The 15,372-nt window shown below is 61.0% G+C and carries 11 protein-coding genes; 3 read left to right on the forward strand and 8 right to left on the reverse strand.

Annotated features, from left to right (window positions below):
• Window positions 1-127 precede the first annotated feature (127 nt).
• Together B4394_RS08150 and B4394_RS08155 are read left to right on the forward strand one after the other, a co-directional pair.
• Window positions 128-913 (forward strand): GAP family protein, encoded by a 786-nt coding sequence (locus B4394_RS08150; protein ID WP_078314762.1) that lies wholly within the window; start codon window positions 128-130, stop codon window positions 911-913.
• Window positions 914-1,046: 133 nt separating this feature from the next.
• Window positions 1,047-1,832: a GAP family protein gene (locus B4394_RS08155; protein WP_078314763.1), complete on the forward strand. Its 786-nt coding sequence runs from the start codon at window positions 1,047-1,049 to the stop codon at window positions 1,830-1,832.
• A 30-nt stretch (window positions 1,833-1,862) separates the two neighbouring features.
• On the opposite strand, the gene B4394_RS08160 is transcribed toward B4394_RS08155, so the two are convergent.
• Together B4394_RS08160 and B4394_RS08165 are read right to left on the reverse strand one after the other, a co-directional pair.
• On the reverse strand, window positions 1,863-2,777 hold the full coding sequence (locus B4394_RS08160; protein WP_286141996.1) for a sulfotransferase family protein: 915 nt from the start codon (window positions 2,775-2,777) through the stop codon (window positions 1,863-1,865).
• A gap of 236 nt (window positions 2,778-3,013) precedes the next feature.
• A complete protein-coding gene (locus B4394_RS08165) occupies window positions 3,014-3,796 on the reverse strand; it encodes a methyltransferase domain-containing protein (protein WP_078314764.1) in 783 nt (260 codons plus the stop codon).
• A 333-nt stretch (window positions 3,797-4,129) separates the two neighbouring features.
• On the opposite strand from B4394_RS08165, the gene B4394_RS08170 reads away from it, so the two are divergent.
• Window positions 4,130-5,539, forward strand: a complete 1,410-nt coding sequence (locus B4394_RS08170) for a hypothetical protein (protein WP_078314699.1) — start codon at window positions 4,130-4,132, stop codon at window positions 5,537-5,539.
• A 51-nt stretch (window positions 5,540-5,590) separates the two neighbouring features.
• On the opposite strand, the gene B4394_RS08175 is transcribed toward B4394_RS08170, so the two are convergent.
• From B4394_RS08175 to B4394_RS08200, 6 genes are all read right to left on the reverse strand, one after another.
• Window positions 5,591-5,929 carry a hemophore-related protein gene (locus tag B4394_RS08175; protein ID WP_078312118.1) on the reverse strand — a complete coding sequence of 113 codons (339 nt, stop codon included), beginning with the start codon at window positions 5,927-5,929 and terminating at the stop codon, window positions 5,591-5,593.
• 75 nt (window positions 5,930-6,004) lie between these two features.
• Window positions 6,005-8,866, reverse strand: coding sequence for an MMPL/RND family transporter (locus B4394_RS08180; protein WP_078312117.1), 2,862 nt, complete (start codon window positions 8,864-8,866; stop codon window positions 6,005-6,007).
• Between the two features lie 40 nt (window positions 8,867-8,906).
• Window positions 8,907-11,810: an MMPL/RND family transporter gene (locus B4394_RS08185; RefSeq protein WP_078314700.1), complete on the reverse strand. Its 2,904-nt coding sequence runs from the start codon at window positions 11,808-11,810 to the stop codon at window positions 8,907-8,909.
• Window positions 11,807-12,217 (reverse strand): MmpS family transport accessory protein, encoded by a 411-nt coding sequence (locus B4394_RS08190; RefSeq protein ID WP_078312115.1) that lies wholly within the window; start codon window positions 12,215-12,217, stop codon window positions 11,807-11,809. Before B4394_RS08190 ends, B4394_RS08185 begins: the two co-directional genes overlap by 4 nt.
• A gap of 340 nt (window positions 12,218-12,557) precedes the next feature.
• Window positions 12,558-13,892 carry a hypothetical protein gene (locus tag B4394_RS08195; RefSeq protein WP_078314701.1) on the reverse strand — a complete coding sequence of 445 codons (1,335 nt, stop codon included), beginning with the start codon at window positions 13,890-13,892 and terminating at the stop codon, window positions 12,558-12,560.
• Window positions 13,893-13,967: 75 nt separating this feature from the next.
• Window positions 13,968-15,233 (reverse strand): lipase family protein, encoded by a 1,266-nt coding sequence (locus B4394_RS08200; RefSeq protein ID WP_078314702.1) that lies wholly within the window; start codon window positions 15,231-15,233, stop codon window positions 13,968-13,970.
• Window positions 15,234-15,372: the final 139 nt, after the last annotated feature.

Consider the following 15,372-nt stretch of genomic DNA (forward strand, 5'->3'; position numbering starts at 1 on the left):
AAATCTCCTCCACGAGGGTGTGAGTCCGGAGAGCGCGCACCGCGTGCCAAGGACCTGTGACAGCCCGCCACAGAACAACTTTCAAAGGAACCCCAGAGCACGAACCTACCGCGTAGTGTCTTCGTACGTGTGGGGATCGGTGCTAGCGCTCGTCGTACTGGTCGCCCTGAATCCGATCCGCCTGGGCATCACCCTGCTCGTGATCTCTCGGCCACAGCCCGTGCAAAATCTCCTCGTTTACTGGGCGGGCTGCCTCATCGGTTGCATCCCCGCCGTGGTGGCGCCACTGACACTGCTGCACGTCACGCCGATGTTCAGATCATTCGCACAGAGCGTGGCGGTCAGCCCCGCCATTCGGCACGTTCAACTAGGCATGGGTGCGCTCGCGCTGTCGGTTGCCGCGCTAATAGCACTGTGGCCGCGGTTGCGTCAGCGTCAGCTGCTGTACGCGGGCGAAGACGTTCTGGCCCCAGACCCGAATCCGCCAACACAGAACCCCATCTCGCGCCTTCTGGGCCGCACCGAAGACACCTCGACCGATGGCGGGTCGCGGCTCCGGCGACTGCTGCGCAAGGCCGGCAGTGCATGGGAAAACGGATCGTTATGGGTCGCGTTCCTGATCGGCCTGCTACTCGGCGGAATCGAACCAGACGCGGGCCTGTTCCTCATAGCCATCCTGGTGACCTCAGGCGCTGCGCTCGGGACGCAGATCACTGTCGCAGTCGTCTTTATCATCGGCGTCCTGGCGATCGTCGAACTGACGCTGATCAGCTACCTGGCCGCGCCCACGAAAACCCAAGCGGTCGTGCAACTGTTGCATGACTGGGCACTGACTCATCGGCGAAAGATTCTGATAGCCATGTGCATAGTGGCTGGGATATCACTTTTGATCCACGGCCTGAGCGGCATCTGAGAGTTCAGATCCAGGTGCCCACGCGAAACCCATTCGGGCACAACGGTTCGTCAGATTCGATAACGGGGTTGCTGATTGCTTTGGTTCGCCATTCGCCGAAGAAAGCGCGTCGGCCTGGGTAGTGTTCCGGGCCGTGTGGGGTCTACTGCTCGCGATGGCGCTCATGTTCGCGGTCAATCCGGTATTGCTCGCCATCATCGTCCTGATGATCTCGCGGCCTCAACCGGTCCAGAATCTGGCCGCCTACTGGATTGGCAGCATGATCGTGAGTCTTGCGGGCCTGCTGATACCGCTGATGGTGCTGCACATAGCACCATCAGTTCGCACCTTCGTGGAAGATATGGCCACGCCGGGTAACAGCATCACCACCCGGTTGGTCAATCTCAGTATGGGCGTTCTCATGCTGTCCATCGCAACGCTCATGGCAGCACGCTCGGTCCGTCAGCGAATACGTGTGCGGGTATCGGCGGGCGACCCCTCGGCCCGCACAGATGACACACATACCCCAAGCCCCATCACATCCCCGTTTGGCACCCTTCAGGACGAGGATGCGGCGGGAGATTCCATGTTCCGGCGGTTGCTCCGCCGACTCCAAAAAGCCTGGGAAGACGGGGCGTTATGGGTCGCCTTTGTGTTCGGCCTAGCCGGACTACCGCCCCCCATGCTGGTGGTCTTCGTGCTCACCCCCGTCGTGACCTCGGGTTCCCCGATCGGAACCCAGGTCATCGCCGTCGTCCTGTTCGTCTTTGGAATGTTCACGGTGGTTGAGATCACCCTCGTCAGCTATCTGGTCGCGCCCGCGAAAACCCTTGCGGTACTGCGGCCAATGCATGATTGGGCACTAGCCCACCGCCGCCAGGTGCTCATCACCATATTCTCAGTCGCTGGAATCATTCAGGTAGTCAACGGCATTGCCTAAAGCGGTGAGGTGACCAGCGGGAGACCCATGTCATGCCCATGTCCCGCGTCTCCCATGAGCAGTCGCCATGACCTCGTAGATCAGCTTCATCATCGACGGGCGGGTGCGCCGACTCAGCTTGTGGAATCTCTGGTAATCCTCGAGCATCGCCCGGAAGCCGCGTTCGCTTACCCGGTACGACTCCATGACCTGTTCCAATGCCGACGGGTCCCAGGGTTCGTCCGCAGCGGCCGCACAGAACGTTTGATAGACCACGGACACCCAGTCCGTCCCGAAGGGCTCTGTCACTGGGCCACAATATTTCTGGCGTCGAAGATCGGTTTCGAGAAACTCCTCGATCGCTGCCTCGTCCCGGGTGTCCAGGTCGAGCCCAAGCGCCACCGAGATTCGTTTCATTTCCCGGCGCCAATCCTCAAGGAGGTTGGCGTACCCCACGAACACGCGCGGCACATCACGAGTGTTCGCCTCAGCCAACAGATTGAACTTGAGCCACAACGCACTCGAGAACTCCGGCGACGCGGCCGCCTGGGCCGCCACCGAGGCAATGACCTCCGTCGGATGACGCACCGCCACCACTGTCGCCACGTCGTATCCAGCCAGCCGAGCCGCCTCAAACCACATGTCGGACAGAAGATTTATCCTCGGGTCCTTGATGATCAGCAGCGGCGCCGGCGGCAACGACGCAAGATATGCGCGGATCTCGGCGATACACGCCGTCCTCTCACCAGCATCGAGCCCGCCCTCTTCCTGGAGACGTAAGGTGGTGTCGAATCTGGAGCTGCCGTTCCGATGCAAGATCCTCTCGTTGAGGATGATGGCTTTGCGTGGCTCCCAATAGCCCCGCGGATTGGCCTGGTTCGCACCCGCGAGCGCGGGAGGTAGCGCACCACCGCATAGCGAGAGCGCCCGGGTAATCGCCGATGTCCCGGACCGCGCCATACCCATGACAAAAAGAGCTACCGGGCGGGACCGTCCGTCCGCGGTCACGAAAACGACCTTGCGATCGATATCGTGCGCGGCGCAGGAGTGTCGTGCCGCATCATGAGATCCTCCAGCGGTAGACCGCCCGATCCTGCCGTGGCATGCGATCAGAACGAGTTACGAGGCGTAATAGACTGTCGCACATTGAATCATGCGTCCGCAGCACATGTGACGACATCAAGCGGCTTTCCCCAATGTGGTCACGGCGGTGGTACGGACGGGCGACTCGCGACCACCACCGTTGGCCCCAGTACCCCGCGGCTCCGGAACTCGATGGCGATCGCAGGATCGGCATGATGGGCCAGCGCCCGCAGCGCCGACGGGCTATAGGCACGGAGGGAACTGATAAATCCGTCGTGCTGCAAGGGCGAGATCTTGACGAGTGGCAGCACCATGGCCAACAGCGCGATGTGAAGAGCTACCGGCGGCCTGGGCAGGTCGACGATTAGGAACTTCCGCGCCGCTCGTGTACCCGACGCGAACACCTGGGCAGCAAGATCAGGCGGAAGATGATGCAGCGACAAGGCAAAGACCGCGAGATCGTATTGCTCGTCCATGACATCGATGGCGGTGGCATCCATCTGTCTTACCGTTACGCGGGGGTGACTGCCGAGGTCACTGGCGGCTGCCGCTGCCACGAAGGCGGGATCGATGTCGGTGATCGTCACCTCGGCGCTGGGATGCATCTCCAGTAGCTTCCGTGACAACCCTCCAAGGCCTGCGCCAAGTTCGAGGATCTTCGGCGCACGCACACCTGCCACCTCACGTAGGGCGATTCGGGCGCATTTCTCGTGTACACCGATCCACCGTCGCCGCCCGGCTCGATCAAGCGCGGACATGACCTTGTGCTTGAGATCATCGACGTCATCGCGGTCCAGGTACTCCAGGCGGCTGGTCTGCAACCGTCTGTCCAGCCACGAGGCATCCGGACCGCCCCGCGGCATACTCGAAATATCGAGGACTCTGTTCTCCACGTAGAACATCATGGATCACCGCGGCACCGCTCGACATGCCAGTCGCAAAATCAAATGCAGTGCGGGGCATGAAAACTGCAATGCCGGTCCAGTTACTCCGCCACACACCATGACGGAGATCTGGGTCCACTCGTCCATCAGATCCGCCGACGCTCACGGCGAAAGAGATTTCGCCACAACCTGTCCGCGAAGCGACTAGGCTCCCGACCTATTCGGTTGATAGAGCTCGACTGGGCGCCTGGCAGCAAGCGATTGCAAACTGGACCACGCTTATCCCCAAATCCGTTGCCGCGCACGGCGCAAAATCGCAAGCGCACGGCTGGAAACGAAGGAGTCTGACTGGTGCCTGGGCAGATACGTCGGGTACGAGAGTCCCTGAGCGGGCGCCGATCCGCCAAAGATGCTGCGCGGCCGGATAACCGCCTCGCACTGGCGGATGAGGCATTGCTGGCAGAGCATCACGCCGCCGACATGAACGTAATCATCCAAGTTACGTGGCTGTACGGGCACGCCGTCGATCTCGACGCTTTACGGCGCTTCCATCACAATCTCGGCCAGGGCTTGTTGGGTCGGCGCATCGAACGCCCAGTACTGCCGATCGCCCGGCATCGCTGGGTGGCGGATTCAGGTTCCTCGGATATCGACGTCGCTCAACACGCCCGGCCGCGTACCGAGTTCAGCGACTGGGTTGATGAACGTTCACAGGTGCGCATCGACCCTGAGTCGGGACCCGGTTGGCACATCGGCGTCCTTCCTCTTGACGACGGCACAACCGCGATCAGTCTGGTGCTCTCACACAATCTGATCGATGGCCTCGGGCTGGCTCTTGTCATAGTCGAAGCAGCCCTGGGTAAGACACGCGATCTTGGCTATCCACCACCGATGTCCCGCTCTCGGCTGCGCGCACTGGGCCAGGATGCACGAGAGACGGCTCGGGATGTACCCCAGGTCGCCCGGGCCCTCCTGGCGGCGGGAAAACTGGCCAGAAGGCAGGCGCGCGACAAGAGGACGACGGCGCCGTCGCCAGCGCCGTTACCTGTTCACGAGGTCGTCCCCGACGATGTCGTGCTTGTGCCGGCCATCACGATCTACGTCGATTTGGAAGACTGGGATGCCCGCGCGGAGGCTCTAGCCGGAGCGAGTCACACTCTCGCGGCGGCCTTCGCCGCCCGCTTTGGGGAGCGCATCGGGCGTGGACGTGCCGACAACGGCACCGTCACTCTGCAGATCCCCATGAGCGAGCGCACCGTGGACGACACGCGCGCAATGGCACTGTCCTATGCACGCGTCAGCATCGACACCACCTTGCTCACAACGGATCTGCGAGACGTTCGATCCACCATCAAGCAGACACTCGCGGCGATGAAGGCGGAATCAGACGAATCAAAGCAGCTCCTGTGGCTGCCGTCATTCATGCCCAAACGGACGCTGAAGCGGATGGTCGCCAGGCTTCCCGCCGACCCTGACCAGTCGGTGTTCTGTTCCTATCTAGGCGATCTCAGCTCAATGATCGGGTATCCCGCCGGGACACTCGCCGACTTCCAGAACGCCCGCGCGACAGGACAGCGCGAAAGGCGCCAGCTACTTGAGCGAACCGGCGGTCGAATGTTCATCCTCTCGGGGCGCCTCAACGGAAGAATCTTCATCAGTGTCGGCGCCTACCAACCCGGCGGGAAGAACACCAAGGAGGCCTTGCACGATCTGGCCGAACTCACGCTGTCCGATTTCGATCTGACCGGTGAGATTCACTGACGCATCGCGTGCCCGCGCGGGCACATCACAGACGCTGTCGCTCCACCCGCGTCAGAAATTGTGACAGGTCCGGTAAGCCTGTTCCATTACCCCGAGGTACGGCTGAAAGGCCGGAGCATTCGCTACATCTTGGGCCGTCTGTGCCCGCTTCTCCGGACCGGCCGCCAGGAATTCACGGAGGCCGCGCTGCAGTATCGGCGACTGGGAGAATGCCTTACCGAATTGCGGGTCCTGGGCATTGAGTGCCGCCACCACTTGCGGATAGCTGCACGTTGTGTTGATGGCGGAGTCCAGATCTGGGTCCGCGGACGCGATCCCGGCGGCGCTGGCCAACGACAATGCCAGTGCCCCCAACCCGACGGACAGTTGGGTCATCGATGGACGAAACATCTATGTACTTCCTTCCATACCAATACTTTTCGTATCAATCCGACCCTAGTGGGCCAGGTCCAATCCCACCCGAAGTCAGGCATCTTGCATGACCAACGGTCGGGGTCCCGCAGAGTCTTGTTGCACTCTGACGCGGCGTTTGAGCACCCGCTGCGGCCACCAGAACCACCGCCCCAACAATGCGGCGATCGCCGGCGTCATAAACGCACGCACTATCAACGTGTCGAACAACAGGCCGATCCCGATCGTGGAGCCAACCTGCCCGATAACACGCAGATCGCTGACCACCATGGACAACATGGTGAACGCGAACACCAAACCCGCGGAGGTCACCACCTTGCCGGTCCCGCCCATCGCCCGAATGATCCCCGTATTGATCCCCGCGCCCAGCTCTTCTTTCATCCGCGACACCAGCAGCAGGTTGTAGTCAGAACCCACCGCCAACAAGATAATCACCGACATCGCCAGCACGAGCCAGTGCAACTCGATACCAAGAATGTTCTGCCAGATGAGCACCGAGAAGCCGAACGCCGCACCCAGCGAAAGTGCCACTGTGCCGACGATAACCAGTGCGGCAACAAAACTTCGCGTCATGATCAGCATGATGCCGAAAATCAGACAGAGCGCCGCCACACCGGCTATCAACAGATCGTAAGCGGACCCGTCGCGTAGGTCTTTGAAGGTCGCGGCGGTGCCGGCGAGATGGATCTGAGCGTTTTCCAGCGGCGTCACCTTGAGCGCCTCCTCCGCCGCCGTCCGCACCGCGTCCACCCTCGACAGGCCCTCCGGCGTGCCGGGATCGCCCCGATACGTCAGGATCAGCCGAACAGCCTTCCCGTTCGGCGAAAAGAACAGGGACATCGCACGTTTGAAGTCCTCATTCTCGAAGACCTCCGGAGGCAGGTAGAACGAGTCATCGTTCTGGGCGCCATCGTAAATCTTTCCCATCGCGCTCGCGTTCGCTGCCGTTTGATCGATGAGGGAGAAGATCCCCGACATGGTGCTGTGCATTGTCAGCATCATGGCGCGCATTGACTTCATGGTCGCGATCATCGGCGGGAAGAGGGCGATCAACTCCCGTTGATACCCATTCATCTGCTCCACGCGTTCGAGGATCTGGTGCGTCCGAAGACTGAGCTGGTCAGTGCCGTCGAGCGCCTGAAACACCGATCTGATCGCGAAGCAAATCGGGATCGTCTCGCAGTGCTTCTCCCAGTACAGATAGTTGCGAAGGGGCTTAAAGAAGTCATCGAAGTTGGCGATGTAGTCCCGTAGCCGATCGACGGTCGCCGTCAGCTCCCTGTTCATGAGGACCGTCTCATTGGTGATGTCGGAGATGTTGCTCATCAGCTCGTAGGTGTGCTGCATCTGGTTGATCATCTTCGTGGTGTCATCGGCCTGTTTCAGCATGTCGTCCACACGCTCTTTTCCAAACGGCAAGATCTGCAGCATGCCGGCGCTTTGCAGGCTGATCTGAAACGGTATGGAAGTGTGCTCGATAGGGCTTCCCTCTGGCCGAGTAATGCTCTGCACCATGGAAATACCAGGAACTGCATAGAGACCCTTGGCAAGTTTGTGGAGCACCACGAAGTCTGCCGGATTACGCATATCGTGGTCAGCCTCGAGAATCAGGACATCGGGCGTCATTCGCGACTCAGGGAAGTGTCGCTCAGCTGCCGCGTACCCCAGGTTGGCGGGGATGTCTCGGGGGACATACAGCCTGTCGTCGTAGCTTGTCTGATACCCCGGAAGTGCGAGCAGCCCAATAAGTCCGACCGCGCACGCCCCGGCAAGGATTGGTCCGGGCCATCGAACGATCGCCGTACCAACCCACCGCCAGCGGCGGACCATCATCTTCCGTGTGGGCTCGAACAACCCGAAGCGACTCCCTAGACCAATGACGGCCGGAACGAGCGTGACAGCCACCGCAACCGCGACGGCCATACCCACCGCAGCGGGAATGCCCATGGTCTGGAAGTAAGGCAGCCGGGTGAAGCTGAGGCAGAAGATCGCCCCCGCAATCGTCAATCCTGATGCCACCACCACCTTCGCGACACTGCTGTAGGTGGTGTAGAACGCCGTCTCCCGGTCTTCGCCGGACTGCCTGGCCTCCTGATAGCGGCCCATGAAGAATATGCCGTAGTCCGTTCCCACCGCGATGCCGAGCGACACCAAAAGATTCACTGAGAAGGTCGAAAGTCCAATAACCCCATGGTCTCCCAGCAATGCGACGATACCTCGAGCCGCCTGTACCTGTATGCCCACCATGACCAACAGCAGGATTACGGTGACCATCGAGCGGTATACAAAGAGCAGCATCGTGAGGATCACCACGAGCGTCACCACGGTGATTTTGATGATGGACGTGTTGCCGGCGTGGTTCATATCCGTCACCAAGGGCGCGGGTCCCGTGACATAGGCCTGTACGCCGGGCGGGGGCGACGACCGTTCCACGATGTCCCGGACGGCCTCCACGGACTTGTTCGCCAGAGCCTGGCCTTGGTTACCCGCGAGGTTGACCTGGACGTAGACGCTCTTACCGTCGGCGCTCTGCACACCCGTCGCGGTAAGAGGGTCACCCCAATAGTCCTGGACATGCTGTACATGTGCGGTGTCCGACCTCAACTGGCGAATCAAGTTGTCGTAGTAGCCGTGTGCGTCATCACCGAGCGGTTGCTGACCTTCCAACACGATCATCGCCACGCTGTCGGAGTTCGATTCTCCGAAGACCTGCCCCATGCGCTGCATCGCCTGAAACGACGGCGCCGCTTGGGGAACCAGGGACACCGAGCTTTCCCGCCCGACTTGTTCCAGTGACGGAACGGCAAAGGTCACGACGGCGATGACCGCCAGCCAGCCAAGGATGATCGGCACCGACAGCCGACGGATCAGCCGGGCCACCAATGGTGGCCGGTTGATCATCCGGTGAATACTCATGCGGTCGTCGCCAGGCAGTAGACAGAGGCATCCATCGCGGTTAGCGCTCTTCCTTCTGCAGAAGGAAGCTCACCAACGGGCGCGAGCCGGGCGCGTGGCGTCGTGCTCTGGCGGGGCGCTGCAGCACCCGCTGCGGCCACCAGAACCACCGCCCCAACAATGCGGCGATCGCCGGCGTCATAAACGCACGCACCACCAATGTGTCGAACAACAGGCCGATCGCGATCGTCGACCCCAGCTGCCCGATGGTGACGAGATCGCTGACCACCATGGACAACATGGTGAACGCGAACACCAAACCCGCGGAGGTCACCACCTTGCCGGTCCCGCCCATCGCCCGAATGATCCCCGTATTGATCCCCGCGCCCAGCTCTTCTTTCATCCGCGACACCAGCAACAGGTTGTAGTCAGAACCCACCGCCAACAAGATGATCACCGACATCGCCAGCACCACCCAGTTCAAGGGGATGCCGAGAATGCTCTGCCAGATGAGCACCGAGAGGCCGAACGCCGCACCCAGCGAAAGTGCCACTGTGCCAACGATAACCAGCGCGGCGACAAAACTCCGCGTCATGACCAGCATGATGCCGAAAATCAGACAGAGCGCAGCGGTGGCCGCGATCAACAGATCGTACTTCGAGCCGTCGACAACGTCTTTGACCGATGCCGCGGTGCCTGTCATATAGATCTTGGCATTCCGTAGCGGCGTGCCCTTGAGTGCCTCCGCGGCCGCTGTCTCGATCGGCTCGACCAACGACATACCCTCGCGCGTCGCCGGATCGCCCCGCTGCGATATGAGCATCCGCGCCGCCTTCCCGTCCGAGGACAGAAAGATATTCATGACGCGCTTGAAGTCCTCGTTCTCGAAGACCTCCGGGGGGAGATAGAACGAGTCGTCGTTCTGCGCAGCATCGAAAGCCTTGCCCATCGCGGTCGAGTTATTGGTCGACTGCTCCATCTGATCGAAGATCCCGGACATGGTGCTGTGCATGGACAGCATCATTTTCCGTGTGGATTCCATCGTCTCGATCATTACTGGAAACTGTTGTGCCATTTGCGGAAGTAGCTCATCCAGCCGATCAAGATTGGCCACGAGGTCACCGAGCTTGTCTGAGACCTCGTCGACCCCGTCGAGCGTGTCGAAGACAGAACGGATGGCCTGACAGACCGGAATGTCGTAGCAGTGCTTTTCCCAGTAGAGGTAATTTCGGATCGGTCTGATGAAGTCATCGAAGTCCATAACATGATCCCGAAGCTCATTCATGATTATTTCGAGTTCGTGCGTTGTGCCGACCATGCCGTGGGTCGTGCCCACCATCTGCTCGGTCAGCGCCTGCATCCGCTTCATGATGCCGATCGTCTTGAGCATGTCGTCGGCCTGAACCAGCAGATCGTCCATGCGGTTCTTCTGAAACGGCATCAAATGCGACTGACTCGCGCTGCTCATACTGAGCATGAACGGAATGGTCGTGTGTTTCAAAGGCTCACCGCCGGGCCGAGTTACCGCCTGAACCCGTGATACGCCGGGCACGGCTTGGACCCCGCGCGCCAGTTTGTTGAGCACCAGGAAGTCGACCGGATTGCGCATGTCGTGATCGGCTTCGATCAGCAGAACATCTGGGGCCATCATCAAGGACTGAGGGAAGTGTCGTGAGGCGGCGGCATAGCCCACATTGGCCGGAATATCCTGCGGGATGTATTTCTGGTCGTTGTAGCTGGGCTGGTACACCGGCAGCGTTAACAGCCCGATCAGTGCCACCGCACACGTCGCGACGAGAATCGGTGCCGGCCAACGCACGATCGCCGTACCGATCTGCCGCCAGCGGCGGACCGTGACCTTCCGCTTGGGCTCAAACAACCCGAAACGGCTACCTACGGCGATGACCGCCGGAACGAGTGTGATCGCTACCGCGACGGCGACGACCATGCCCACGGCCGTGGCGACTCCCAATGTCTGGTAGACGGGGAGCCGGGTGAAGTGCAGACACAGAACCGCACCGGCAATCGTCAAACCCGAACCCAGCACCACCTTGGCCACGCTGCGGAAGGTGGTGTAAAACGCCGTCTCTCGATCCTCACCGGCCTGGCGTGCCTCCTGATATCGCCCAGTGAAGAAGATGCCGTAGTCGGTTCCGGCCGCGATGGCAAGTGCCACCAGCAGATTGACCACGAACGTGGTAATACCGATAAGCCCCAGGTTGCCGAGAAACGCCACGAATCCTCGGGCCACCGTCAACTCTATTCCGACGACAATCAGCATGAGAATGACGGAAATGATCGATCTGTAGACCAAGAGCAGCATCGTGAAGATCACCGCGAGACTTAGCCCTGTCACCAGGAGGACCGTCCTGTTGCCGGCCGGGCCCAGGTCCGCGGCGAAGGCCGCCGGCCCGGTCACGTAGGCCTTGACTCCAGGCGGCGCCGGTGTCCTATCCACAATCCCCCGGACGGCCTCGACGGATTGATTCGCCGAGGCCCCCTCCCGGGGATCCGTGAGGGCCACTTGTACATACGTGGCCTTACCGTCGAGACTTTGCGCAGCCGCCTGCGTCATCTGATCGCCCCAGAAATCCTGCACATGCTGTACATGGGCTGTATCGGATTTCAATTGACGAATCAACGCGTCGTAGTAACGGTGCGTGTCGTCACCGAGGGGTTGCTGACCCTCCACAACGATCATCGCTACCACGCTGGAATTCGATTCGTCGAACAGCTGGCCCATTCGTTGCGTTGCCTGAAATGACGGTGCCGCATCCGGATTCATCGCCACCGCGTGGTCCTTCTCGACCTGCTCAAGTGAGGGAACGCTGATGCTCAGGATGACGGCTACCGCCAACCAGCCAAGGATGATCGGAACAGACAGCCGGCGGATCACCCGTGCCAGCAATGGCGGACGGTGCCCCACCGGCAATGGCTCTGTCGGAGGGTCGTTGAGAGTGCTCATGCGGCCTTCAACATGCAGAAGGTCAACGCGCTGACGCCGTATCGGATCTTCTCGTCCTTGACCTTGTCGCCCACAAGGATGCGGCATCCAATGCTGTCGGTGTCACCCTGTGCGGTGAGGTTTCCCATGGCCGTCGCCTCGGTGATCGGGAACTCCACCGACCAGGGCAACGCGGCCTGCCTGATCACCTGTGGCTCGGCATCCGCATCGAAGTAGCTAATGGTCGCCACCGTGCCCGGAGGGCCGAACACCTCGTAAATCAGGTACTTGGGGTCGTGGGGCCGCTTCTCTTCCCGATCGGCGCTCGCATACGCGGGACGACGCTCGTTACCGAAGACGCCGTGCAACCGCGACACGGTGAATCCACCCGCGACTCCCACCACCACAAGCACCAACGGAATCCACACACGCTTCAAGATCGTGAAAATCTCGAGTCCCTCCGACTGTCTTCCGCGCTCGGCAGCATGTCAGCTGCACGAACATGTATCTTCAGATCGGATGTGAACACAACGGATAACCGAACTTCGAATGCGGCGGCACCCAGGCTCGGTCGTGTGCGAAGCACTGCCAACGTGCGGCACGCCTCGTCGCGCGCGACCCGATTCCGACGAGTAAATCACGTCAGCGGGCCACGAACGCCACAATCAATAATCTTGTTTGGAGACGCCTAATGCCTTGATATCAACCATATTCGGGAATGAAATGCTCGTGCAGAAATAGCTCCCAACGCCTGAGCGGCGCCACGAGCTACTCGTCGGCGGCCACCGAATCAGGATCCATTTCCGGCTGGACCCACCGGAATCCGTACTTGCTACGGTCCATGAAACGACGCTCATAGGTGCCCTGAATCCGCTTGCCGCCCACCTCACCGGTGAGTACCAGCTGGTTCGCACCGGACTGGTGAGCAAAAAGTACCTGTTGCGGCGCATCGGATTTACGCTTGCGTAAGTCCAGCCGGTCACCACTGATCTCCAACATCCACCGCGAGGTGCGTCCGTCCGGTGTCTGAGAAACGAACGTCTCCACACCGAACTCCTCAACCTTGTTGCGGTAGGTGATAGCCACATTGGCCCACGGTGCCGGGTCGACCTGATTCATCGTGGCCTCTCGCCCATCGATGGTGAATGACGTTGCACGCCAGACACCATCAAACATCGAGGTCGGCGTCTTGTACGTCGAGTACACCAGCACACTCAACAAGGCACACTGCACCGTCAGGACCGCCGCCACACCAAATTTGAGTACGATCCCCGTCCTCAGTAACCATCGCCGTTGCGATCCGAGGGGCGACCAGAGCCGCACCGGTTGTGTCCCGCGGTTGAAGACCACCCGCACGAGGTTTGGCCATAGCGGCGCGGTGACAGCAACCGCGATCAAGAACAGCTCTCCCGATATCTGCTTGACCGGCACGTCGTAGGTCATATTGAGCAGGAATACCTGCGCCATCGCGAAGACCGAGCCCAGCGCACCCAGCACCCAGGTGCGATTCCACAACAGCAGCAGCCCTGCCAACAATTCCACGAGCCCCGTGGCCACTGAATAGGGCTCCGAGGCACCCATGAAACCCCACAGAGTGCTGAACAGGCTTGTGTCACCGACTAATTGAAGCTGCCGATCAGGAAGTGTCATGTATCCCATCTGCGTGGGAATCGTCTTGGCCATTCCGTACGTGATCATCGACAGGGCCAGACCGTATCGCGCGAAGACCCACAGCGAGGCCGTCAGCCGCCGGTAGTTCGGCCGGCGGCGATCCAGGACCGTCCATATCGCGGTGATCACCAGCGCGATAACAACCCATCCCAGGTGGTAGCACCACAACCACAACAGGTCGCCTCCGGATGACACGGTCAGTTCGATACCGCGTCCGCGTATGAGGAAGCTTCCGATCTGCGCCGTCAGCCACAGCACCGGCTCGAACAGACTGAACAGCCCGAGGTTGTCGTACACAGACAACAGCAGGATGCCGCCACCCATGGTGAACAAAAGACGGAATACGAGCTTTCGCAGCGCAGTCCACCGCACCGGGGTCTCGGCCACATCGTCCTGGGCAGTGCCGGAGTGCTCGGGCGCAACGGTCGTCATGCCAGCGAGCCTAGCCTTCCCGCAGGTGTCTGCGCCTCCGGGAAAACCCTGAGACACATCCTGATTCGAAGACCCTTAGTCCTCTAGCGCACCGCGCATCCAGCGCAGGACACTGGGCATCGCCCATCCGGCCGCGATCAGATGCTCACCGGGCACCGGCAGGTAATCCACCCTCGCTCCCTTCGATCGCCAGCTCTCGATGAGCGCGGTGACGCCTTGCTCGGGAACGAACTGATCACCCATGAACCGGTCACGCGATCCGTGGTACAGCAGGGTCGGCATGGTCGGTGCGGTGGCACCCGGCTTGTTGGCGGCGATCACATGCTGTGCGATCTCCGACTCGAAAGGCATTGGAACGGATGCCAATACATCAAGATCTATGCGCGCAACCCCGGCAGCTGCCAACGGTGGCTGTGGCAGGTCCTTGATGAGAGTCGTCATGTAGAAGGCAAAATCGCCGAAGAGCTCCACCATGCTCGGATATTCGCGCGCCTGCCCGATCGTCGCCGCGGCAAATAGGCCAGATCCCAAAGCGCCGTTCATACTGCGATACAGCAGGGCGTAATCCGTCGGCGTCCCGCCAGCGACCGCTCCGCTGAACCTCAGTTCCGGCGCGTAGACCGGCTGCTCCTGCGCGGCCCACACCGTCGCGATGGCACCGCCGCTGTACCCATCCATCACCATCGGGGATTCCACGAGATGTGGACATAGTCTGCGCATCCCGCGTACCGAGTCCAGTACCGCATGCGCGGCCATGATGCCCGCCGAGTATGCCATCCGCGGTCCCTCGTGATCGGGTATGAGCACCGCATAGTTTCGGGCCAGGAGCAGCGGCGCCAACGGCGGCACGTCGACGTACAGACCTCGCTCAATCCGGTAAGAGGGCGCTGCCTTGAGACCCAGGGAGTTGATCGGTTGGTTACGCACCACCACCGGGCGAGCGCCCGCGCCGCGCCAAGGGCGGTTCGGTTCGATCAAGGTCGCGGTCACTGGCACCGCATTCCCCGCCGTATCCGTGGAGCGGATCATAAGTCGCTGAATAGTGGTACCCGGCAATGGAATACGAGGCAGCAGACGGTGTGAACGAACGATCTCCCCGTTGGCGCGGTCGCTCAGGTCACCCGGGTCGGCATAGAAACTGGGCCCCGGGATGGGCGTCGGCAAGATGGCTGCATGCCGATCAGCACGCTGCTCATCGGTCAACCTGCGCGCGGCCCAACTGTTGAGCTGCCGCACCACCGAGGGGCTACGCAGGGCCTTCGCGCTGCCTGCGATGCCTGTCGCCGCTCCTAGCCCGGCCCACGCGATGCCGCCGAGAACAGCTTTGGGCTTCGTTCCCATGTGCAACCTCCTGAGTCCAGGACAGCGTAGACAACGGGTTTTCACAACGGACGTAGTGGCTTTCACGACAGACGCAGTGGTGCGTCAACCATCCGTGAACGTACGGTATCGCTAGGCACCCACGTACTCGGCGAGCTGC

Source organism: Mycobacterium sp. D16Q16 (assembly GCF_002013745.1).
In the GTDB taxonomy this organism is placed as follows: domain Bacteria; phylum Actinomycetota; class Actinomycetes; order Mycobacteriales; family Mycobacteriaceae; genus Mycobacterium.

Coding starts and splice junctions, on each gene's coding strand:
- B4394_RS08160 (WP_286141996.1), bottom strand. CDS start 2,777: ATGGGTATGGCGCGGTCCGGGACATCGGCGATTACCCGGGCGCTCTCG.
- B4394_RS08165 (WP_078314764.1), bottom strand. CDS start 3,796: ATGTTCTACGTGGAGAACAGAGTCCTCGATATTTCGAGTATGCCGCGG.
- B4394_RS08175 (WP_078312118.1), bottom strand. CDS start 5,929: ATGTTTCGTCCATCGATGACCCAACTGTCCGTCGGGTTGGGGGCACTG.
- B4394_RS08180 (WP_078312117.1), bottom strand. CDS start 8,866: ATGAGTATTCACCGGATGATCAACCGGCCACCATTGGTGGCCCGGCTG.
- B4394_RS08185 (WP_078314700.1), bottom strand. CDS start 11,810: ATGAGCACTCTCAACGACCCTCCGACAGAGCCATTGCCGGTGGGGCAC.
- B4394_RS08195 (WP_078314701.1), bottom strand. CDS start 13,892: ATGACGACCGTTGCGCCCGAGCACTCCGGCACTGCCCAGGACGATGTG.
- B4394_RS08200 (WP_078314702.1), bottom strand. CDS start 15,233: ATGGGAACGAAGCCCAAAGCTGTTCTCGGCGGCATCGCGTGGGCCGGG.